General features: G+C 45.5%; 20 protein-coding genes. 18 read left to right on the top strand and 2 right to left on the bottom strand.

Annotation, left to right across the window (positions count from 1 at the left end):
• Nucleotides 1-5 precede the first annotated feature (5 nt).
• The 14 genes from rfbD to bacF all read left to right on the top strand — a co-directional run bounded on the left by rfbD (nt 6) and on the right by bacF (nt 16,015).
• Nucleotides 6-857 (top strand): dTDP-4-dehydrorhamnose reductase, encoded by an 852-nt coding sequence (rfbD, locus tag AC0DBE_RS11950; protein WP_041521097.1) that lies wholly within the window; start codon nt 6-8, stop codon nt 855-857.
• Nucleotides 850-1,305, top strand: a complete 456-nt coding sequence (locus AC0DBE_RS11945; RefSeq protein WP_003222100.1) for a dTDP-4-dehydrorhamnose 3,5-epimerase family protein — start codon at nt 850-852, stop codon at nt 1,303-1,305. Before rfbD ends, AC0DBE_RS11945 begins: the two co-directional genes overlap by 8 nt.
• A gap of 323 nt (nt 1,306-1,628) precedes the next feature.
• Nucleotides 1,629-2,093, top strand: coding sequence for a biofilm surface layer hydrophobin BslB (gene bslB, locus AC0DBE_RS11940; protein ID WP_061186532.1), 465 nt, complete (start codon nt 1,629-1,631; stop codon nt 2,091-2,093).
• Between the two features lie 177 nt (nt 2,094-2,270).
• Entirely contained in the window at nt 2,271-3,545 is a 1,275-nt protein-coding gene (rocG, locus tag AC0DBE_RS11935; protein ID WP_014115588.1) for a glutamate dehydrogenase, read from the top strand.
• A gap of 239 nt (nt 3,546-3,784) precedes the next feature.
• Nucleotides 3,785-5,332, top strand: a complete 1,548-nt coding sequence (pruA, locus tag AC0DBE_RS11930) for an L-glutamate gamma-semialdehyde dehydrogenase (RefSeq protein ID WP_472962263.1) — start codon at nt 3,785-3,787, stop codon at nt 5,330-5,332.
• Between the two features lie 72 nt (nt 5,333-5,404).
• Nucleotides 5,405-7,105 carry a M20 family metallopeptidase gene (locus AC0DBE_RS11925; protein ID WP_472962261.1) on the top strand — a complete coding sequence of 567 codons (1,701 nt, stop codon included), beginning with the start codon at nt 5,405-5,407 and terminating at the stop codon, nt 7,103-7,105.
• A complete protein-coding gene (locus AC0DBE_RS11920) occupies nt 7,105-8,517 on the top strand; it encodes an amino acid permease (protein ID WP_372402811.1) in 1,413 nt (470 codons plus the stop codon). The genes AC0DBE_RS11925 and AC0DBE_RS11920 overlap by 1 nt, the downstream gene beginning before the upstream one ends.
• A gap of 214 nt (nt 8,518-8,731) precedes the next feature.
• A complete protein-coding gene (locus tag AC0DBE_RS11915; protein ID WP_090556963.1) occupies nt 8,732-9,970 on the top strand; it encodes an MFS transporter in 1,239 nt (412 codons plus the stop codon).
• A gap of 151 nt (nt 9,971-10,121) precedes the next feature.
• The gene (gene bacA / locus AC0DBE_RS11910) at nt 10,122-10,736 is read left to right on the top strand and encodes a prephenate decarboxylase (RefSeq protein ID WP_072182885.1); all 615 of its coding nucleotides are present in this window, start codon (nt 10,122-10,124) and stop codon (nt 10,734-10,736) included.
• Nucleotides 10,726-11,433, top strand: coding sequence for a 3-((4R)-4-hydroxycyclohexa-1,5-dien-1-yl)-2-oxopropanoate isomerase (gene bacB, locus AC0DBE_RS11905; protein WP_003222084.1), 708 nt, complete (start codon nt 10,726-10,728; stop codon nt 11,431-11,433). Before bacA ends, bacB begins: the two co-directional genes overlap by 11 nt.
• Before the next feature lie 2 nt (nt 11,434-11,435).
• Nucleotides 11,436-12,197 (top strand): dihydroanticapsin 7-dehydrogenase, encoded by a 762-nt coding sequence (bacC, locus tag AC0DBE_RS11900; protein ID WP_072565444.1) that lies wholly within the window; start codon nt 11,436-11,438, stop codon nt 12,195-12,197.
• 18 nt (nt 12,198-12,215) lie between these two features.
• Nucleotides 12,216-13,634, top strand: a complete 1,419-nt coding sequence (gene bacD, locus AC0DBE_RS11895; RefSeq protein ID WP_061186526.1) for an alanine--anticapsin ligase — start codon at nt 12,216-12,218, stop codon at nt 13,632-13,634.
• On the top strand, nt 13,631-14,815 hold the full coding sequence (gene bacE, locus AC0DBE_RS11890; RefSeq protein ID WP_061186525.1) for a bacilysin exporter BacE: 1,185 nt from the start codon (nt 13,631-13,633) through the stop codon (nt 14,813-14,815). Before bacD ends, bacE begins: the two co-directional genes overlap by 4 nt.
• Nucleotides 14,816-16,015 (top strand): transaminase BacF, encoded by a 1,200-nt coding sequence (bacF, locus tag AC0DBE_RS11885; protein WP_061186524.1) that lies wholly within the window; start codon nt 14,816-14,818, stop codon nt 16,013-16,015.
• 14 nt (nt 16,016-16,029) lie between these two features.
• Here the strand turns inward: bacF and bacG are convergent, their stop codons facing one another.
• Both bacG and hemQ read right to left on the bottom strand, forming a co-directional pair.
• On the bottom strand, nt 16,030-16,809 hold the full coding sequence (bacG, locus tag AC0DBE_RS11880) for an NADPH-dependent reductase BacG (RefSeq protein ID WP_014115578.1): 780 nt from the start codon (nt 16,807-16,809) through the stop codon (nt 16,030-16,032).
• A 131-nt stretch (nt 16,810-16,940) separates the two neighbouring features.
• Nucleotides 16,941-17,705: a hydrogen peroxide-dependent heme synthase gene (gene hemQ, locus AC0DBE_RS11875; RefSeq protein ID WP_014115577.1), complete on the bottom strand. Its 765-nt coding sequence runs from the start codon at nt 17,703-17,705 to the stop codon at nt 16,941-16,943.
• 269 nt (nt 17,706-17,974) lie between these two features.
• Here hemQ and pta point away from each other — a divergent pair, with 269 nt between their 5' ends.
• The 4 genes from pta (at nt 17,975) to AC0DBE_RS11855 (ending at nt 21,945) form a co-directional block, all read left to right on the top strand.
• Nucleotides 17,975-18,946: a phosphate acetyltransferase gene (pta, locus tag AC0DBE_RS11870; RefSeq protein WP_014115576.1), complete on the top strand. Its 972-nt coding sequence runs from the start codon at nt 17,975-17,977 to the stop codon at nt 18,944-18,946.
• A 146-nt stretch (nt 18,947-19,092) separates the two neighbouring features.
• Nucleotides 19,093-19,992: a cysJI operon transcriptional regulator CysL gene (gene cysL, locus AC0DBE_RS11865; RefSeq protein WP_114151109.1), complete on the top strand. Its 900-nt coding sequence runs from the start codon at nt 19,093-19,095 to the stop codon at nt 19,990-19,992.
• Between the two features lie 47 nt (nt 19,993-20,039).
• On the top strand, nt 20,040-20,885 hold the full coding sequence (gene ywfL, locus AC0DBE_RS11860; protein ID WP_114151110.1) for an octanoyl-[GcvH]:protein N-octanoyltransferase: 846 nt from the start codon (nt 20,040-20,042) through the stop codon (nt 20,883-20,885).
• Between the two features lie 169 nt (nt 20,886-21,054).
• Nucleotides 21,055-21,945, top strand: coding sequence for a carboxylate/amino acid/amine transporter (locus tag AC0DBE_RS11855; protein WP_114151111.1), 891 nt, complete (start codon nt 21,055-21,057; stop codon nt 21,943-21,945).
• Nucleotides 21,946-22,060: the final 115 nt, after the last annotated feature.

Here is a 22,060-nt window from a genome sequence, read left to right as displayed (position 1 = left end):
TCCGATTGACAAAGGTATTGGTGACTGGTGCGGGAGGACAGCTTGGCCTGGAACTGTGCCGCCAGCTGAAGCAAGCCGGGTATGAGGTCATTGCGTTAACAAAGAAGATGATGAACATTGCTGACCAGCGCTCAGTACGGCATTCGTTTGGCCATTATCAGCCGGATATCGTGGTCAATACGGCCGCGTTTACATCGGTTGATAAATGCGAGACAGAACTTGATAAAGCGTACTCGATTAACGGAATCGGCGCTTATTATACAGCGCTGGAGGCAACCCGCATCGGCGCTCAATATATTCATATCAGCACGGACTATGTATTTGACGGGAAAGGAACCCAGCCATACAGGGAAGACGATCCCCTCGATCCGAACACCATCTACGGCAAAAGCAAAAAGCTCGGAGAAGAACTGATTCGATTAGCAACAAAAGACAGCACGATTATCAGAACGTCGTGGGTGTACGGACATGGCGGCAGCAATTTCGTTCATACCATGCTGAGGCTTGCTGAAACGAAACAAGAGCTGCGGGTTGTAAGCGATCAAATGGGTTCGCCGACCTATACGAAGGATTTAGCAGAAGCGGTTATCAAGCTGTTCAGCCATCCGCCGGGCATCTATCATGTCAGCAATTCAGGCATATGCAGCTGGTATGAATTCGCGAAGGCCATTATGGAAGAAAGCGGACTGGCCACAGTCATTTTGCCTGTCACGACTGAAGAATATGGAAACAAAACGCCCCGTCCGGCTTACTCTGTGCTGAGCCATCGGGCCATTGAAGAAGCCGGTATTCGCCCTCGCCATTGGCGGGAAGCGCTACGGGAGTATTTGCAGGAGAGGAGCAGTGCGCGTGATTGATGGAGTCAAGGTGAAAAAATTGACGAAGCATAGTGACGACAGGGGCTTTTTTGCTGAGCTGGTTCGGGATGATGAGAACCTTCTTGAGCATTTCGGGCAGGCCTCTTGGTCGAAAAGCTATCCGGGTGTGATTAAAGCATTTCATTATCATGAGAAGCAGGATGATCTCTGGTTCTTCCCAACCGGCCACGCTCAGGTTGTCCTTTACGATCTGCGCGAGGACTCAAAGACAAAAGGAGAAACTGACGTCTATTATATGGGCGAAGACAACCCGATGCTGTTATTGATCCCAAAAGGGGTCGCTCACGGGTACAGAGTGCTGGGAGAAACGCCGCTGACGATTATCTACTTCACCACCATGTCGTATAATCCGGATCAGCCTGATGAAAAAAGAATTCCGTGGAATGATGAGACGATCGGTTTTAACTGGAATACCGAATTTAGATAAAGATAGGAACGTGATCAATCGAAGAGCGGAGGTATCTTCGCCTTTTTTTTGTCCTTTTTTCAAAATAGGATAAAAGGTAGAAATCAACAGGTGGATGTGACTAGAAAAAGAGAGTAAATCGTCCATTCGAACCTTGTATATCCAGGATGAAATTCTCAAAGAATCCTAAGTGTTAATATTCCTAAAAAAGCATTTACTTCCATGGAAAATGATGATAGATTAATTTTTAAGAAAAAGTAAGATAATTCGCGAATTATGGCAAAACACTTTTTCTGCAGAGGACGCTCTGGCCAATTCCGACAACTAATTGAGGGGGAAATGTCATGTTAAAAAGAACTTCATTTGTATCTTCATTATTCATCAGTTCAGCTGTCTTACTATCAATCTTGCTTCCTTCAGGCCAAGCTCATGCGCAGTCTGCATCAATTGAGGCTAAAACGATCAACAGCACAAAAGAGTGGACCACTTCTGATATTGAGGTAACATATAAACCAAATGCGGTGCTTTCTCTCGGAGCGGTAGAATTTCGTTTTCCTGACGGGTTTCATGCAACGACAAGAGATTCAGTGAATGGAAGAACACTGAAAGAAACACAGATATTAAACGATGGAAAAACAGTCAGACTCCCGCTTACGCTTGATTTGTTAGGCGCAACTGAATTTGACCTCGTCATGGTGCGTAAAACCCTTCCGCGCGCAGGCACTTATACAATTAAAGGCGATGTTGTAAACGGTTTGGGAATCGGCAGTTTTAATGCTGAAACGCAGCTGGTGATTGACCCTCGTTAATAAATAGATGTGATCAGAGACTGAGATGTTTTCAGTCTCTTTTTTTTGTTGATTAAAAAAACTGGTACGGATCTTGCATGATAATAAGGGTGAATCCAATGTAGAAAGGAATTGGCCGGTTGAATTTTTAAAGCGCTTACATTTCTGGCTGGTCAAAAAACAATGAGGTGAAAAAAGATGTCAGCAAAGCAAGTCTCGAAAGATAAGGAAAAAGAAGCTCTTAATTTATTTCTGTCTACCCAAACGATCATTAAGGAAGCCCTTCGAAAGCTGGGCTATCCGGGCGATATGTATGAACTTATGAAAGAGCCGCAGAGAATGCTCACTGTCCGCATCCCGGTAAAAATGGATAACGGCAGCGTCAAAGTGTTCACAGGCTACCGGTCGCAGCACAATGATGCGGTCGGTCCGACAAAGGGAGGCGTGCGTTTCCATCCTGAAGTCAATGAAGAGGAAGTCAAGGCATTATCCATATGGATGACGCTCAAGTGCGGGATTGCTAATCTTCCTTACGGCGGCGGAAAGGGCGGTATTATTTGTGATCCGCGGACAATGTCTTTTGGAGAATTGGAAAGGCTGAGCAGAGGATATGTCCGTGCCATCAGCCAGATCGTCGGCCCGACAAAGGATATTCCGGCTCCCGATGTGTACACCAACTCGCAAATTATGGCGTGGATGATGGATGAGTACAGCCGGCTGCGGGAATTCGATTCTCCGGGCTTTATCACAGGAAAACCGCTCGTTTTAGGCGGATCGCAAGGCCGGGAAACAGCAACGGCACAGGGGGTCACGATTTGTATTGAAGAGGCGGTGAAGAAAAAAGGGATTAAGCTGCAAAACGCGCGGATCATCATACAGGGCTTTGGAAATGCGGGAAGCTTTCTGGCCAAATTCATGCATGATGCGGGCGCGAAGGTGATCGGGATCTCGGATGCCCATGGCGGTCTCTACAACCCAGATGGTCTTGATATCCCTTATTTGCTCGATAAGCGGGACAGCTTCGGCATGGTCACCAACTTATTTACAGACGTCATCACAAATGAGGAACTGCTTGAAAAGGATTGCGATATCTTAGTGCCTGCGGCAATCGCCAATCAAATCACAGCCAAAAACGCACATAACATTCAGGCGTCAATCGTCGTCGAAGCGGCAAATGGTCCGACAACCATTGATGCCACGAAGATCCTGAATGAAAGAGGCGTGCTCCTCGTGCCTGATATCCTGGCGAGTGCCGGCGGCGTCACGGTTTCTTATTTTGAATGGGTGCAAAACAACCAAGGATATTATTGGCCAGAAGAAGAGGTCGCAGAAAAACTGAGAAACGTCATGGTCAATTCGTTCGAAACAATTTATCAGACAGCGGCAACACATAAAGTCGATATGCGCTTGGCGGCTTACATGACAGGCATCAGAAAATCGGCAGAGGCATCGCGATTCCGCGGGTGGGTATAAATTCGGAAGGGGAGATATCCTCTTCTGATGCAAAGAAATTTTGCGTTTATCCTTTGCAGGAAGAGTGAGACCTGCAAATAAAATTTGCGTTTCATGGTCGGAGAAAGAGAAAGGTGTCGGCTAATAGACAAATTTCCGTTTGATTCAACAAGTTTTTTCAGCAAAAGACAAAAAAATGGCATGGTTCTTGGATTTTTATTCATACGAAAACATATTTCATGACATGAGGGGGACTACATATGACAGTTTCATACGCACACGAACCATTTACTGATTTTACGGAAGCAAAGAATAAAACATCATTTCAAGAGTCATTGGCATTTGTAAACACTCAGCTCGGCAAGCATTATCCGCTTGTCATAAATGGAGAAAAAATAGAAACGGACCGCAAAATTGTTTCCATTAATCCGGCAAATAAAGAAGAGATCATTGGGTACGCGTCTACAGCGGATCAAGAGCTTGCTGAAAAAGCGATGCAAGCTGCACTGCAGGCATTTGAATCTTGGAAAAAACAAAGACCGGAGCACCGCGCGAATATCCTCTTTAAAGCAGCGGCTATTTTGCGCAAAAGAAAGCATGAATTTTCAAGCTATCTTGTAAAGGAAGCAGGAAAACCGTGGAAGGAAGCTGATGCGGATACGGCTGAAGCGATAGACTTTTTAGAGTTCTACGCGCGGCAAATGTTAAGCCTCAAGGAAGGGTCTCCGGTGAAGAGCCGTGCAGGCGAGTTCAATCAATACCATTACGAAGCGCTTGGCGTCGGCATCGTCATTTCTCCATTTAATTTCCCGCTTGCGATTATGGCAGGTACAGCGGCGGCTGCAATTGTGACAGGGAATACGATTCTCTTAAAACCGGCTGACGCAGCCCCAGTAGTAGCTGCAAAATTTGTCGAGGTCATGGAGGAAGCGGGCTTGCCAAACGGCGTTCTGAATTACATCCCGGGAGATGGAGCGGAGATCGGTGATTTCTTAGTGGAGCATCCGAAAACGCGGTTTGTCTCATTTACAGGTTCCCGTGCAGTCGGCTGCCGGATTTATGAGCGTGCCGCCAAAGTGCAGCCTGGCCAAAAATGGCTGAAGCGGGTGATTGCTGAGATGGGCGGAAAAGACACGGTGCTTGTCGACAAGGACGCTGATCTTGACCTTGCTGCCTCTTCTATCGTGTATTCAGCATTCGGATATTCAGGACAGAAGTGTTCAGCAGGCTCCCGCGCGGTCATCCATCAGGATGTTTATGATGAAGTGGTGGAAAAAGCTGTAGCGCTGACGAAAACGCTGGCTGTAGGCAATCCGGAAGATCCTGATACGTATATGGGTCCCGTGATCCATGAAGCGTCCTACAATAAAGTCATGTCATATATTGAAATCGGCAAATCTGAAGGCAAGCTGTTGACCGGCGGTGAAGGCAATGATTCAAAAGGCTACTTTATTCAGCCGACGATCTTTGCAGATGTTGATGAAAACGCGCGCCTGATGCAAGAAGAAATTTTTGGCCCGGTTGTTGCGATCTGCAAAGCGCGTGATTTCGATCATATGCTGGAGATTGCAAATAACACGGAATACGGATTAACAGGCGCTCTGCTGACGAAAAATCGCGCACACATTGAACGGGCGCGTGAGGATTTCCATGTCGGAAACCTATACTTCAACAGAGGCTGTACCGGGGCGATTGTCGGCTATCAGCCGTTCGGCGGTTTTAATATGTCTGGAACAGACTCAAAAGCAGGCGGCCCGGATTATTTAATTCTTCACATGCAGGCCAAAACAACGTCAGAAGCTTTTTGATTTGAGAGAAATAAAATCGTGCGATTCTTGAGCGGATCGCACGATTTCAACTTTTGATCAGGAGGACAATTTATGCTATATACAAAAATCAGTCACATGAAGCCGGCTGAAAGAGTGGAGGCGCTGACAACGTCTCTGGTCAGTCTCAGCAGTGTGAACGGCACTGTCGGAGAGGGGACAAAGGCAAATTTTATCAAAGAAGTGATCATGAGCTATCCTTATTTTCAGGAAAATCCTGAACATGTGTGGGAACAGGCTATTCCTAACGACCCATACAATCGTAAAAATATTTTTGCATTTATTGAAGGACATGGAGAAAGCCGAAATACTGTCATTTACCATGCCCATCTGGATACAGTCGGAATAGAAGATTTCGGCCCTTTAAAGGATATTGCTTTTGATTGCGAGAAATTGGCCGAGTACTTCAGCCGTTATGAATTCGATCAAGATGTTCAGCGGGATGCCGAATCAGGTGAGTGGATGTTTGGAAGAGGATCTGTCGATATGCAAAGCGGCATCGCTGTTCATTTAGCCAACCTTCTGCATTTTTCAGAGAACCTCCATACACTGTCGGGAAACCTATTGTTTATGGCAAATCCGGATGAGGAGAGTCAGCATTCCGGCGTTCTCGCCAGCATTTCAGAGCTGAACCGGCTAAAAAAAGAAAAACAGCTTCATTATCTGGCTGCCATTAATACGGATTTTATTACGCCGCTTTACGATGGTGATAAGACAAGGTATATCTACACCGGAGCCGCGGGGAAACTGCTGCCTTGCTTTTACATCTACGGGCGAGAAGTACATGTTGGCGATACGCTGGCAGGCATTGATCCAAATTTGATTTCATCAGAAATCACACGCCGTCTCCACAATAACATTCAGCTGGCAGAAAAGATCGAAGGAGAGTTGGTACTGCCCCCATCCTGTTTGTATCAGCGCGATAATAAGGAATCCTATAATGTGCAAACGGCTGTCAGCAGCTGCTTGTATTTCAATTATTTTATTTATGAAAGAACAGCAAAGGAAATTATGGATTTGCTTATCGAAGTTACTGAGGAAGCATGCCGGGACACAGAACAAAAATTATCAGATTATTATGAAGAATATGTAAAGAGAACCAATCTGCCGAAGAAACACTTAACATGGGACATTCAAGTGTACAGTCTGGAGCAATACTTAGAAAAGCTGAGAAGCCGCGGCGTAGATCCCGAGCAGTGTATCGAGCAGGCATTCAAAGCCAATGAGCACCTCGAACTTCGTATGAGATGCTTTCAGGCAATCGAAGAGCTTCAAAAGCTTGACCCCGATCAAGGCGCAAAAGTCATTCTATTTTACGCACCTCCTTACCTGCCGCATAACTATTTAAAAGAAGATAGCACAAGAGATCAGCTTTTGGAGCATGTGATTAAAGAAGCGGCTGACAAAACCGCTGAATCGACAGGCGAAACATTTGTCTTCAAAAAGTTTTTCCCCTACTTGGCAGACGGCAGTTTCTTATCGCTGCACGAAACCGATGGCGAAATTGATTCCTTTATCAGAAACTTCCCTGGGTGGAATATGATTGGAACCATTCCGTTCAAAGACATACGCAAGCTGAATATTCCATCCATTAACATGGGCGTCTACGGAAAAGACGGCCATAAGTGGACGGAACGAGTCTATAAACCGTACACATTTCACGTTTTGCCTCACCTCATACAGCAGACCACTGTTCATCTTTTGCAGAGCTACCGGATGACCATCACGGCAAAAGAACCAAAGGGGGAAGGATGATGCAGGATCATCATAATGAATTGCAGCGCAGCATGAAAAGCAGGCATTTGTTTATGATTGCATTAGGAGGGGTGATTGGAACCGGGCTGTTTTTAGGCTCCGGCTTTACCATCAGCCAGGCGGGACCGCTCGGTGCCATTGCCGCGTATATCATCGGCGGATTTTTAATGTATCTTGTCATGCTTTGTTTAGGAGAACTGGCTGTTGCCATGCCTGTGGCCGGATCGTTTCAGGCCTACGCCACTAAATTTCTGGGACCGTCGACAGGCTTTATGATCGGGTGGCTGTATTGGTTCAGCTGGGCGAATACAGTAGGCTTGGAGCTGACGTCAGCAGGCATTTTGATGCAAAGGTGGCTGCCCTCCGTTCCTATTTGGATATGGTGTCTTTTGTTTGGCATCGTCATCTTTATGATTAATGCGCTGTCTGTCAGAAGCTTTGCCGAAATGGAGTTTTGGTTTTCAAGCATCAAAGTGGCAGCGATCGTATTATTTATCGTGATCGGCGGAGCCGCTGTGTTTGGCTTGATTGACTTTAAAGGCGGACAGGAAACGCCATTTTTGTCTAACTTTATGACTGATAGAGGGCTTTTCCCTAATGGGGTGCTGGCCGTTATGTTTACGCTGGTCATGGTGAATTTCTCCTTTCAGGGGACGGAGCTTGTCGGCATTGCGGCAGGGGAAAGTGAAAATCCGGAAAAAACACTGCCAAAGTCCATTCGAAATGTCATTTGGCGCACACTGTTTTTCTTTGTGCTCGCGATGTTCGTCCTGGTTGCCATTCTTCCCTACAAAACGGCGGGGGTTATTGAAAGCCCGTTTGTAGTGGTGCTCGATCAAATCGGCATCCCATTTGCAGCTGATATTATGAACTTTGTTATCTTAACGGCGATTTTGTCTGTTGCCAATTCAGGATTGTATGCGGCGTCGCGCATGATGTGGTCACTTTCATCAAATAAAATGGGCCCTTCCTTTCTTACCAGGCTGACAAAAAAAGGCGTGCCGATGAATGCCTTGCTGATTACACTTGGCATTTCCGGATGTTCGCTGCTGACAAGTGTCATGGCTGCAGAAACGGTGTATTTATGGTGTATCTCAATCTCCGGTATGGTGACAGTTGTCGCATGGATGTCCATTTGTGCGTCGCAATTTTTCTTTCGCAGACGTTTCCTCGCTGAAGGCGGAAATGTGAATGACCTGGAGTTCAGAACGCCGCTTTATCCGCTAGTCCCGATTCTCGGATTTTGTTTATACGGATGCGTGTTGATTAGCCTCATTTTCATTCCGGATCAAAGAATCGGCTTGTACTGCGGCGTGCCGATCATTATTTTTTGCTATGCGTACTACCATCTGAGCATCAAAAAACGCATAAATCATGAACCGATTGAAAAAGAGCATGCAGAGGTCCAATAAAAAAGCTCTCCGGAAAACTGGAGAGCTTTTTTACGTGTTGCGTCTGACAAGAAAACAGTTTTTTAAAATGAAATATATAAATCTATATTGATATTTAAATGAAAATAATAAAAATGATAAAGATTTCGTTCGTATTGTGAATTGTGAAAAAACAATGCTAAACTATAATTCAACTTTATGATAAGAAGATTATGGAAGAGGTGTTTGATAAAGAATGAACAGCAAACAAAACAATGACATCAAAACAAAACATCATTTTCCGCTATTGTTAGCACTGGCTTTAACGATGGGGGTATTTGCTGCCGGATCTGAAGAACTTGTCATCTCACCGCTGCTGCCGGATTTGGCAAAAGCCTTCAATTCAGATGTCAGTGTCCTTGCGTTATCTATCAGTATTTACGGCGTTATGATTTTTATCGGTGCGCCGCTACTGGTTCCTTTAGGTGATAAATACTCCAGAGAACTAAGTTTAATGGCGGGGCTTATGATCTTTATCATAGGAACAGTGATATGCGCTTTGGCTCAAAATATCTTTTTCTTCTTTTTAGGCCGTGCGCTGTCGGGGTTGGCTGCGGGAGCGTTTGTGCCGACCGCTTATGCAGTTGTAGGAGACCGTGTTCCTTATACATACCGGGGTAAGGTGATGGGACTGATTGTTTCAAGCTGGTCGCTGGCACTGATCTTCGGTGTGCCGATCGGATCATTTATCGGCGGCGTCCTGCATTGGAGATGGACATTTTGGATCTTCGCCTTTATGGGCGTTTTGGTTGTTCTGCTGATCCTGTTTGAAATGCGTCGTCATGCCGAACATAAAAACAGCGGCAAGGAAGAAAAAGAAGAGCCGGCTGGAACATTCCGGGATGCGCTGAAAGTCCCGCGCGTACCCGTTTATATCACGATAACCTTTTGTAATATGATTGGTTTTTACGGTATGTATTCATTTTTAGGCTCCTATCTTCAGGACGTTTTTACCGGAGGAAATACAGCTGCGGGCTTATTTATCATGATTTATGGCATCGGATTTTCCATGAGTGTCATTACAGGAAAGATTGCCGACCGCATCGGAAAAATGCGCTCCCTTTTGATTGCACTGGGGGTCATCAGCGTGCTGCTGGCATGTTTAGCCTATGCGCCGGCTTCAATGATTCTATTAATTGTCAGCCTGTTTATTTGGGGATTAATGCAAAGCTTGACGGTGACACTGCTTAGCACCATTTTGAGTGACTGCTCAGAGCATCATCGTGGGAAAATCATGGTGTTTTACAGCCTCGCCTCGAATCTGGCTGTGACATTAGGATCTGCTTTGATGGGGCCTGTATATGTAGGGTACGGGTATGCAGCCGTCGGATTGATTTGCGCCGCCATCACAGTGCTCGGATTTGTGCTCAGTGTATTCGCATATAAAAAGTACGGCAAGTATGAGCAGAAAGCTGATCATTCCTTATCCCAATAAACAAAGTTTCTAAATTCCTATAATAAAAAACCCTTCCTTGAGGGTTTTTTTTGTTTGTATAGGAATAATTATCAATATTTTCAAAAAATGTTGACAGTTCAATTGTCGCTGGATAAAATTTACTTAAAATTTAAAAGATTGGTTGGTGCTCATGATTATATTGGATAATAGCATTCAGACAAAAAAAAGAACTGATTCAATATCCAAACTCATTACAGTCAACACGCTCGGCCCTGAGGGGACAAGCAGTGAGTACGCAGCAAAACATTTCATTTCCAATTTTACTCTTCTTCAGGGGCTGAACAGTAAATTGTCCTTGCATGATACTTTTGAATCATGTATCGAAAGGACGCTTCAAAGCCCGCTGGAATATACCATCGTCCCACACGCTTATGACGGCATTAAGCATTTCTACATGAGGCCGGATTTGCAGCTTTTGCAGATCTTCAGGTGCGATACACCGATGTACGGCCTGGCTGTTCGTCCTGATTTTGAATTCAGCGACGATATGCTTGATTCATCTGTTATCGTTTCACATCCTTCACCCATTAATTTAATCAAATATTTTACCCGCAAAGATGTACGTTTCAAACTGGTCAATTCGACCAGTCAAGCTGCAAGAAAAGTAAAAGAAGGCTTATATGACATTGCCTTAACCAATGAACTTGCACGGCAAAAGTACGGGCTTACATTTGTGAAAACATTTAAAAGCATTCCTATGAGCTGGTCATTATTCGGAAAAGGAGACGTTGATGATGAAAACTAAAGAAGATATGCAGGAGCTTTATTTCCCGACACCGAAATTAATAGAATGGGAAAATGGAGTGAGACAGTATTCAACCGTGCGCGGCGACACTGAGGTATTAATGTCTTACGTTCCGCCGCATACCAACGTTGAGCCCCATCAGCATAAAGAAGTCCAAATCGGCATGGTCATTTCTGGCGAGCTGATGATGACTGTCGGAGATGTGACGAGAAAAATGACGGCCTTGGAATCTGCCTATATTGCGCCGCCTCATGTGCCTCACGGGGCAAGAAACGATACAGACCAAGAAGTCATTGCGATCGATATCAAGCGGCTGAAAGCTGATGAAACATATACAAGTCCTGAGGACTATTTTTTGAATATTTTTAAAACAAGAGACCTATTGCCTGGCATGGAAGTCACGTTCTTTGTTGAGGACTGGGTGGAAATCATGCTGGCCAAAATCCCTGGAAACGGCGGAGAGATGCCTTTCCATAAACATCGGAATGAACAAATCGGCATCTGCATCGGCGGAGGTTACGACATGACGGTCGAAGGCTGCACGGTGGAAATGAAATTCGGAACAGCCTATTTCTGCGAGCCTCGGGAGGATCACGGCGCCATCAACCGTTCCGAAAAAGAATCAAAATCAATTAACATCTTCTTCCCGCCGCGCTACAACAGAGCAAAAGCAAAAAAAATAAAGGCGGATGAGTGATCATGAACCTTATCGATAAAACTGTCCTCATAACAGGAGGCGCATCAGGAATTGGTTATGCGGCGGTTCAAGCTTTTTTGAACCAGCAGGCCAACGTGGTTGTGGCGGATATTGACGAGGCGCAGGGAGAAGCAATGATCCGGAAAGAAAATAATGACAGGCTGCACTTTGTGCAAACAGACATCACAGACGAAGCTGCCTGTCAGCACGCTGTTCAATCGGCGGTCGATACATTTGGAGGGCTGGATGTATTGATTAATAATGCGGGCATTGAAATCGTGGCTCCCATTCACGAGATGGAGCTCAGCGATTGGAACAAGGTGCTGCAAGTCAATTTGACCGGCATGTTTTTAATGAGCAAGCACGCACTCAAGCATATGCTCGCTGCCGGCAAGGGCAACATCATTAATACGTGCTCAGTCGGCGGACTCGTGGCATGGCCTGATATTCCTGCTTATAACGCCAGCAAAGGAGGCGTTTTGCAGCTGACGCGGTCAATGGCCGTTGATTATGCGAAACATCAAATTCGTGTCAACTGCGTATGCCCGGGAATTATCGACACACCGCTAAATGAAAAATCATTCCTTGAAAATAATGAAGGCACACTTGAAGAGATCAAAAAAGAAAAGGCAAAGGTAAATCCGCTGCTGAGGCTCGGGAAACCCGAAGAAATTGCAAACGTGATGCTGTTTTTAGCCTCAGATTTATCAAGCTATATGACCGGAAGCGCCATCACCGCAGACGGAGGATACACCGCACAATAAAGAAGGAGTGTTTTACATATGGAGAGAAAAACAGTATTGGTCATCGCTGATCTTGGAGGCTGCCCGCCACACATGTTTTATAAAAGCGCTGCTGAAAAATATAACCTGGTTAGCTTTATTCCAAGACCTTTTGCAATTACAGCCTCCCATGCAGCACTGATTGAAAAATACTCGGTCGCGGTCATAAAAGATAAAGACTATTTTCAGAGCTTAGCTGATTTTGAGCATCCCGATTCAATTTATTGGGCACATGAGGATCATGACAAGCCTGAAGAAGAGGTTGTCGAGCAAATCGTCAAGGTTGCCGAAATGTTTGAGGCGGACGCCATCACAACAAACAATGAATTATTCATTGCTCCGATGGCGAAAGCCTGTGAACGCCTGGGCCTGAGGGGCGCCGGCGTGCAGGCAGCCGAAAATGCCAGAGATAAAAATAAAATGAGGGACGCTTTTAATAAGGCCGGAGTCAAATCGATCAAAAACAAACGAGTCACAACTCTTGAGGATTTTCGTGCTGCACTTGAAGAGATCGGCACACCTCTTATTTTGAAGCCTACATACTTAGCGAGTTCAATCGGCGTAACGCTGATAACCGACACGGAGACGGCAGAAGATGAATTTAACAGAGTCAATGACTATCTCAAATCGATTAACGTGCCGAAGGCGGTCACATTTGAAGCGCCGTTTATTGCTGAAGAATTTTTACAGGGTGAGTACGGAGACTGGTATCAAACAGAAGGGTACTCCGACTATATCAGCATAGAAGGCATTATGGCTGATGGTGAGTATTTTCCGATCGCCATTCATGACAAAACGCCGCAAATTGGATTTACAGAAACATCACATATTACGCCGTCCATTTTGGATGAAAAGGCGAAAAAGAAAATTGTCGAAGCGGCTAAAAAGGCAAATGAAGGGCTTGGACTGCAAAATTGCGCAACACATACAGAAATCAAGCTAATGAAAAACAGAGAACCGGGTTTAATAGAGTCGGCAGCCAGATTCGCCGGCTGGAATATGATTCCTAACATTAAAAAGGTTTTCGGCCTTGATATGGCGCAATTATTATTAGATGTTCTCTGTTTCGGAAAAGATGCTGATCTGCCGGACGGGTTATTGGATCAAGAGCCTTACTATGTCGCTGACTGCCATCTGTACCCTCAGCATTTCAAACAAAATGGCCAGATCCCTGAAACTGCTGAGGATTTGGTGATCGAAGCGATCGATATTCCGGACGGGCTATTGAAGGGTGATACAGAAATCGTTTCTTTTTCGGCTGCGGCACCAGGCACATCAGTTGATTTGACGCTGTTTGAAGCCTTCAACTCCATTGCTGCATTTGAACTGAAAGGCAGCAATTCACAGGATGTGGCTGAATCAATCAGACAAATTCAGCAGCATGCGAAGCTGACGGCAAAGTATGTGCTGCCAGTATGAAACAGTTAAAACCCAACTCTAAATACTTGCTTTACGGGCAGGCGCTATCGTTTATGGGAGACTATTGTGTTCTCCCTGCCCTGCTCATTTTGTCTACATATTATCACGATTATTGGGTGACGTCGGGGGTCATCGTGGTCAGAAGCATTCCGATGGTGTTCCAGCCATTTTTGGGGGTTCTGGTCGACCGGTTAGACAGAATTAAGATCATGCTGTGGACGGATATCATCAGGGGCATCATCTTTTTGGGGCTCACATTTCTTCCAAAAGGCGAGTATCCGCTGATTTTTCTGGCCTTGCTGTTTATTTCTTATGGAAGCGGCGTGTTTTTTAACCCGGCCCGTCTCGCTGTCATGTCATCATTGGAATCAGATATTAAAAGCATCAACACGTTATTTGCAAAAGCGACGACCATCTCCATCATCGTCGGGGCAGCTGCCGGAGGGCTTTTTCTGTTAGGCGGTTCTGTAGAGCTGGCTGTTGCTTTTAACGGTGTGACATACTTGATTTCGGCCATTTTTATCAGCCGCATTAAGCTGCAATTCGTGCCGATTCAATCTGAAAACATAAAAGAGGCCTTTCAGTCTTTTAAAGAAGGACTCAAGGAAATCAAAACCAATGCTTTCGTATTAAACGCCATGTTTACGATGATTACGATGGCTTTGCTGTGGGGAATTGTGTACAGCTATTTTCCGATTGTCAGCCGCTTTTTGGGTGACGGGGAAATCGGCAACTTTATTCTCACATTCTGCATCGGCTTCGGCGGCTTCATTGGGGCAGCGCTTGTCAGCAAATGGGGCTTTAACAACAATAGAGGCCTGACGTACTTTACCGTTTTATCCATTGTCTCGCTGGCACTGTTTTTATTCACGCCGATCTTCGCTGTCTCTGTCATCGCCGCAATCCTCTTTTTCATCGCGATGGAATACGGGGAAGTGCTTGCAAAGGTGAAGGTTCAGGAGAACGCGGCGAACCAGATTCAAGGGCGCATTTTTTCGGTGGCGGAAGCGTCGATCGGATTATGCATTTCTGTTGGTTCGATGTTAATCAACGTCTTTAACGCTCCAGTCATTATGGGGCTGATTGTTGTGATCGTAAGCGGATTGTTTCTGCATACGAAGCTCGTCAACAAATCGTTTTTGGAACGGGATAACAAAACGGAGCAAAAAGGAGTCTTTTAGATGGAAATAACACCGTCCGACGTCATCAAGACACTTCCAAAGCAAGAGTTTTCTCTCGTTTTTCAAAAGGTGAAGGAATTGGAAAAAACGGGGGCCCATATCATTAATCTCGGACAGGGAAACCCTGACCTTCCGACTCCGCCGCATATTGTGGAGGCTTTGCGGGAGGCGTCCCTGAATCCTTCATTTCATGGATACGGCCCATTCAGAGGCTATCCTTTTTTGAAGGAAGCGATCGCTGCTTTCTATAAAAGAGAATACGGGGTGTCAATCAATCCTGAAACGGAAGTTGCGCTCTTCGGCGGCGGAAAAGCCGGCTTATATGTGCTGACACAATGCCTGCTTAATCCGGGAGACATCGCTTTGGTCCCGAATCCAGGCTACCCTGAATACCTGTCAGGAATTACGATGGCGCGAGCTGAGCTGCACGAAATGCCACTGTATGAAGAAAATGGCTATCTGCCGGATTTTGAAAAGATCGATCCCGCTGTGCTGGAAAAAGCAAAGCTCATGTTTTTGAATTATCCGAATAACCCGACGGGAGCTGTGGCCGATGCGGCTTTTTATGCAAAAGCGGCTGCTTTTGCGAAAGAGCACAACATCCACTTGATTCATGATTTTGCGTACGGCGCGTTTGAATTCGATAAAAAGCCGGCCAGCTTTCTTGTGGCAGAGGATGCCAAAGCTGTCGGGGCAGAACTTTATTCATTTTCAAAAACATTTAACATGGCCGGCTGGAGAATGGCGTTTGCCGTCGGGAATGAGAAGATCATTCAGGCCGTCAATGAATTTCAGGATCATGTATTTGTCGGCATGTTCGGCGGATTGCAGCAGGCGGCAAGTGCCGCGCTTTCAGGAGATCCGGAGCAAACGGAATCCTTAAAACGAATCTACGAGGAACGAATTGACTTTTTTACGGAGCTGTGTGAAAAGGAACTGGGCTGGAAGATGGAAAAGCCAAAAGGAACGTTTTACGTATGGGCTGAAATTCCGACAACGTTTGAGACATCTCACCAATTCTCCGATTACTTGCTGGAGCATGCCCATGTCGTTGTCACACCTGGCGAAATATTCGGAAGCAACGGAAAAAGGCATGTCAGAATATCGATGGTGTCGAAGCAGGAGGATTTGCGGGAGTTTGTCATGCGGATTCAAAAGCTGAACCTGCCGTTTGCATCATTACAAGAAGCATCCCGCTAAAAAGCGGGATGTTTTTATATGCTTTTCATGCTGCCGCCATCAGCGGAAATTTGCTGTCCGGTGATATAGGAGGCCTCCTCAGAGGCGAGAAACGCGGCGAGCGCTGCGGTTTCTTCAGCTGATCCGACACGCTTCATCGGAATCCCGGAAGCAATCTGTTCTTCTGCTTCCCGTTTGGATATGCTGTTCTTTTTCATCACATTTTCCACAAATTGATGGTAACGGTCTGTAGCGATAAAACCAGGATTCAGGCAGTTGACAGTAATGTTGTGAGGAGCAAGCTGGATGGAAATATTTTTACTGGCGTTAATTAAAGCAGCATTCATCATACTGTTTGTGAACATATTGGCGCCGGGTTCTTTCCACAGGTTTCCGACAATGTTGATGATTCTGCCAAACTCGTTTTGTTTCATCAGTGAAGCGGCACGCTTGATAGCGTCAATATAGGCGACGGTTTTCTGTGTAAACGTGGCCGTCATATCCTCTATATTACAATTATCAAATGTGTCAGGCGCGCCGCCCGGGATATTATTAATCAGAACATCAAGCCGTCCGCATTGAGATTCGATTTTTTGAAAAATATCGGCTCTCGTATGCTGGTCAGACATATCACCCTCAAGGACAATGACACTCGCTTCAGGATGCTTGGCCAAAATGTCTTTTTTGACAGATTCAATATTGTCCAAGTTTCGCGAATTAATGACGACGGAAAAATGCTGGTCTGCTAGCTTCAGAGCAATTGCTTTTCCAATCCCTTGACTGGCTCCCATAATAAATGCGGTTCGTTTTGACAAATAACAGCACCCCTTTGAAAAAAATGGATTATTAACTACATCGTAAGAAAAAACAGAGAAAATAGCAAATTTTATTTAAATTCTGATAAAGGAGGATCGAAAAACTCCCGCCGGCTTGGGCGGGAGAGATATTATACATATAGGAATTGAGGAAGTGTATCAAGAGAAAGGCGGTTGCCGACAAAGAATGAACCGAATTCGCCGTAGCGAGCGCTGACTTCGTCAAAACGCATTTCATACACAAGCTTTTTGAATTGGAGCACATCATCACTGAACAATGTAACGCCCCACTCGTAATCGTCAAAACCGACGGAGCCGGTGATGATCTGTTTGACTTTGCCCGCATAGCTGCGGCCGATTAAGCCGTGGCTTCTCATCAAGTTTCTGCGTTCTTCCATTGAAAGCATGTACCAGTTGTCATTGCCGGATCTTCTTTTATCCATTGGATAGAAGCATACATATTTTGACTCAGGCAATTCAGGGTAAAGGCGCGCACGCACATGCGGATTTTCGTAAGGGTCGCCGTCGCCGCTTGCCAAGTAGTTGCTCAGCTCTACCACTGATACGTAGGAGTAAGCCGGAATGGTGAACTCAGCAAGTCTTGATTTGTTGAATTCGAGCTCAATTTGATTTAATTCTTCCATTGTAGGGCGAAGAATCATCAGCATAAAATCAGCTTTTTGGCCGACGATGCTGTAAAGGGTCTGCGATCCTTTTCCTTCTTTTTGGGCAACGCCCCATTTTTCAAGCAATCCTGTGAATTCATGTATGATAGATTGGCGCTCATCACTGGACAGCAGCTTCCAGGAAGTCCAGTCCATTGTGCGGAAATCATGAAGCGCATACCAGCCGTCAAGCGTTTTCGCCGCTTCATTGGTCATTTGCTGTTCACTCATTTATCTTCACTCCTATTATCTTTTCATTGTTGCCTTCACTATACCATAGTTTATCCGATTCTACTGTGGAGAAACCTTGAACATCCCTTTCGTATAACTCCATAAAAATAAGAGAAGCTATAAGGAAAGAATGAGTCACTTAAATTAATTAGAAAAATAAGATTTTTTTATGAAAGCGCTATAATGAAAGTTGGCTGTTTGAATTTGATTGGAAGAAGAGTATGCTAGTAAAAGAAAGCGTTTTTGTAACTTTTTGAGGAGGTTTTATTGTGGCAGATTTATTTTCAACAGTGCAAGAAAAAGTAGCTGGAAAAGACGTTAAAATTGTATTTCCTGAAGGCTTAGACGAGCGTATTTTAGAAGCGGTCAGCAAGCTTGCAGGAAACAAAGTGCTGAATCCGATTGTGATCGGCAATGAAAATGAGATCCAAACAAAAGCAAAAGAACTGAACCTGACGCTAGATGGCGTTGAGATTTATGATCCTCATACATATGAAGGCATGGAAGACCTTGTACAAGCATTCGTAGAACGCCGTAAAGGCAAAGCAACAGAAGAACAGGCTCGTAAAGCATTATTAGATGAGAACTACTTCGGTACAATGCTGGTGTACAAAGGCCTTGCACAAGGACTTGTAAGCGGAGCGGCTCATTCAACAGCCGACACTGTCCGCCCGGCTCTTCAAATCATCAAAACAAAAGAAGGCGTGAAAAAGACTTCCGGCGTCTTCATCATGGCTCGCGGAGAAGAGCAATACGTATTCGCAGATTGCGCGATCAACATTGCGCCTGACAGCCAAGATCTTGCCGAGATTGCGATCGAAAGTGCCAATACGGCAAAAATGTTCGACATTGAGCCTCGCGTGGCAATGCTCAGCTTCTCTACAAAAGGCTCAGCAAAATCTGATGAAACAGAAAAAGTAGCGGATGCGGTGAAAATCGCGAAAGAAAAAGCGCCTGAACTGACACTTGACGGCGAATTCCAATTCGATGCTGCATTTGTTCCATCTGTAGCTGAGAAAAAAGCGCCGGATTCCGAGATCAAAGGGGATGCTAACGTATTCGTATTCCCAAGCCTTGAAGCAGGAAACATCGGCTATAAAATCGCTCAGCGTTTGGGCAACTTTGAAGCGGTAGGACCAATCCTGCAAGGTTTAAATATGCCTGTAAACGACCTTTCAAGAGGATGTAACGCTGAAGATGTTTACAATCTCGCATTAATTACAGCGGCGCAAGCACTGTAAGAAAAATGAAGACGATGGCAGCTCTCTTCCGGAGGGCTGTCTTTTTTGCGTCTCCGTATAGCCTTCTTTACCAAGACAGATGATATGAGTACAATAAAGAAAACTGATCATAACCATATATTTCATTAATGACAGGGGTGGGGTTTTTGTATTACGACGTGCTGAAAACGTTTATAGCGGTAGTAGAAGAAAAAAACTTCACAAAAGCGGCGGAAAAGCTGATGATCTCCCAGCCCAGCGTCAGTCTGCATATCAAAAATCTTGAGAAAGAATTTCAAACGGCTCTCCTGAACCGGTCGCCAAAACACTTTACGACAACGCCGACAGGAGACATTTTGTATCAAAGAGCAAAGCAAATGGTATTTCTCTACGAGCAAGCAAAGGCTGAAATCTATGCGCATCATCACTATGTGAAAGGCGAATTGAAAATTGCTGCCAGCTTTACGATCGGAGAGTATATTCTTCCGCCGCTCTTGGCCCAGCTGCAAAAGCTGTATCCAGAGTTGAATCTCGATGTCATGATTGGAAATACGGAGGAGGTTAGCGAGCGTGTGCGGATGCTTCAGGCTGATATCGGACTGATTGAAGGACATACAAACGAGAATGAACTGGAAATTGAACCGTTCATGGAAGATGAAATGTGCATTGCCGCGCCGAATCAGCATCCGCTGGCCGGACGGAGAGATATCTCGATAAGCCATTTGCAAAACGAAGCATGGGTGACAAGAGAGAAAGGCTCCGGGACGAGAGAATATCTCGATCATGTTCTCAGCTCAAACGGGCTGCGGCCAAAGTCGATGTTCACCATCAGCAGCAATCAAGGTGTAAAAGAAGCGGTGATCAACGGCATGGGACTGTCGGTTTTATCCAGAAGCGTGCTGCATAAGGATTTGATCCACCGTGAAATTTCAATTCTCCATATAAAAGATTTCTCGTTAAAGCGCAAGCTGTCTTACATTCATTCTCCTCTCATGGAGAATACAAAAAACAAAGAAATTTTCATTACGATGCTGAAAAGCAATTATCAATCACAGCGGCTGAAATGATATAATAGTATTCGTTTATAAGCCTAACATGAAAGGGTTTTACATAGATGGCAAACCAACCGATTGATTTACTGATGCAGCCGACATGGAGAGTCATTGACCAATCCAGTCTCGGCCCTTTATTTGATGCGAAGCAATCCTTCGCAATGGATGATACGCTGTGCATGTCCGTCGGAAAAGGCGTGTCGCCGGCGACAGCGCGCTCATGGGTTCATCACAATACAATTGTCCTTGGAATACAGGATACGCGTCTCCCGTTTTTGCAGGATGGAATCTCCTTGCTGGAAAACGAAGGATACCGTGTGATTGTACGCAATTCCGGCGGTCTTGCCGTCGTTTTGGATGAAGGCGTTTTAAATATTTCTCTCATATTCGAAGACGAAAAGAAAGGCATCGATATAGACAAAGGATATGAAGCGATGGTTGAGCTGATGAGACGGATGCTAAAACCGTACAATGCAAAGATCGAAGCCTATGAAATTGAAGGATCTTATTGTCCCGGCAGCTATGACCTTAGCATAAATGGAAAAAAATTCGCCGGCATTTCTCAAAGACGCGTTCGCGGCGGAGTTGCTGTTCAAATTTATCTCTGCGCGGATAAAAGCGGCAGTGAAAGAGCCGATTTGATCAGACGATTCTACCAAGCGGCGCTGAAGGACAAACGAAACGATAAAAAAGGTGTCTATCCTGAGATACGTCCCGAAACGATGGCGTCCTTAAGCGAGCTACTGCAAACAGACATCTCCGTACAAGACTTAATGTTCGCTTTACTGACAGAATTAAAAGCGTTAAGCACCCATCTATACTCAGCCGGACTGTCCATTGATGAGGAAATGGAATTTGAGAAAAACCTCGTCCGGATGGCTGAGCGGAATGCAAAGGTATTTGGATGAACGTTCTTCGCATGCCAGCTGTATCGGCCGGCATGCAATTTTTATTTCAAGCGGTATTTTATCCCCAACAATCTTATTTTCAGATAAATCCTTCTTACATTCAGATAACCCTGACAAAAAGAAAAACGATAAAATGACATCAGCATCCATATACAAAGGGGAGAGGCAGATGAAAGGGAATTTTTACAGCCTGTTTGTGCTGATCGCGGCTTTCTTCTGGGGAACCACGGGAACCGTTCAGGCGATGGCTCCAGAAAGCTCCACACCGCTGGCATTCGGAGCGTTCAGATTATTAATAGGAGGAAGCGCCATGCTGCTTGCGGTTTGGATCAGCCGGGAGCTTCACGTGAAAAATTGGTCATGGCCGCTCGTATTATCAGCTGCAGTTTGTATGGCGTGTTACCAGCCGCTGTTTTTCACAGCCGTTAAAGAAACCGGAATCGCAGTGGGGACAGTGATTGCGATCGGCAGTGCACCTATCATTGCCGGAAGCATGGAGTGGGCCGTATTGAAAAAACGTCCGCGAAACTCTTGGTGGATCGCGACTGTACTGGCTTTAGCCGGTTGCTGGCTCCTGTTTTCCGACAGTTCGAATGTTCGGATTGATGTGGCTGGCGTTCTTATGGCGCTCGGAGCGGGTGCTTCTTTTGCAGGCTATACGCTCATCAGTAAAGCGATGATGAAAACCCAGCCTCCGCGAGCGACTTCAGCCGTTGTCTTTATGATCAGTGCCATCCTGCTGACGCCGCTTTTATGGCAGTCAGATATCTCGTGGATATTGACACCGAGAGGATTGGGAACGAGCCTTTACATCGGGTTAATTGCAACATGCGCCGCATACTTTTTGTTTGCGAAAGGGCTTACCGGGGTTCCGGCCTCGGCGGCGGTCACGCTGTCTTTAGCTGAACCGCTGACGGCCTCATTGCTGGGCGTGTTTTTCATAGGGGAAATGCTTTCACTTTCCTCGTGGCTCGGCATTGCACTGATGATGCTAGGGCTTCTGGTCATTTCCGCTGCGCCTCGGAAACAAAAAACGGCCGGGGCAGCTCACATGTCTTGATAGATTCACATAAGCTTGGCCTCATTTTACAAGAATAGCGGAGCCGGCTGCAAAATAATAAAATCCTCTTTTCTCAATGGAAAAGGGGATTTTGTACATGGTGAAAATCCCAAAA

The organism is Bacillus sp. VA15, assembly GCF_055721145.1.
The sequence above is the reverse complement of the archived record's forward strand: the minus strand, read 5'-3'. Positions and strand labels throughout refer to the sequence as shown.

What these genes read in the sequence shown, in the direction of transcription:
- AC0DBE_RS11915 (WP_090556963.1), top strand. Translation starts at nt 8,732, where the DNA reads ATGAACAGCAAACAAAACAATGACATCAAAACAAAACATCATTTTCCG.
- AC0DBE_RS11925 (WP_472962261.1), top strand. Translation starts at nt 5,405, where the DNA reads ATGCTATATACAAAAATCAGTCACATGAAGCCGGCTGAAAGAGTGGAG.
- rocG (WP_014115588.1), top strand. Translation starts at nt 2,271, where the DNA reads ATGTCAGCAAAGCAAGTCTCGAAAGATAAGGAAAAAGAAGCTCTTAAT.
- pruA (WP_472962263.1), top strand. Translation starts at nt 3,785, where the DNA reads ATGACAGTTTCATACGCACACGAACCATTTACTGATTTTACGGAAGCA.
- bacE (WP_061186525.1), top strand. Translation starts at nt 13,631, where the DNA reads ATGAAACAGTTAAAACCCAACTCTAAATACTTGCTTTACGGGCAGGCG.
- bacC (WP_072565444.1), top strand. Translation starts at nt 11,436, where the DNA reads ATGAACCTTATCGATAAAACTGTCCTCATAACAGGAGGCGCATCAGGA.
- AC0DBE_RS11855 (WP_114151111.1), top strand. Translation starts at nt 21,055, where the DNA reads ATGAAAGGGAATTTTTACAGCCTGTTTGTGCTGATCGCGGCTTTCTTC.
- bacA (WP_072182885.1), top strand. Translation starts at nt 10,122, where the DNA reads ATGATTATATTGGATAATAGCATTCAGACAAAAAAAAGAACTGATTCA.
- hemQ (WP_014115577.1), bottom strand. Translation starts at nt 17,705, where the DNA reads ATGAGTGAACAGCAAATGACCAATGAAGCGGCGAAAACGCTTGACGGC.
- bacD (WP_061186526.1), top strand. Translation starts at nt 12,216, where the DNA reads ATGGAGAGAAAAACAGTATTGGTCATCGCTGATCTTGGAGGCTGCCCG.
- AC0DBE_RS11920 (WP_372402811.1), top strand. Translation starts at nt 7,105, where the DNA reads ATGCAGGATCATCATAATGAATTGCAGCGCAGCATGAAAAGCAGGCAT.
- ywfL (WP_114151110.1), top strand. Translation starts at nt 20,040, where the DNA reads ATGGCAAACCAACCGATTGATTTACTGATGCAGCCGACATGGAGAGTC.
- bacF (WP_061186524.1), top strand. Translation starts at nt 14,816, where the DNA reads ATGGAAATAACACCGTCCGACGTCATCAAGACACTTCCAAAGCAAGAG.
- bslB (WP_061186532.1), top strand. Translation starts at nt 1,629, where the DNA reads ATGTTAAAAAGAACTTCATTTGTATCTTCATTATTCATCAGTTCAGCT.
- bacB (WP_003222084.1), top strand. Translation starts at nt 10,726, where the DNA reads ATGAAAACTAAAGAAGATATGCAGGAGCTTTATTTCCCGACACCGAAA.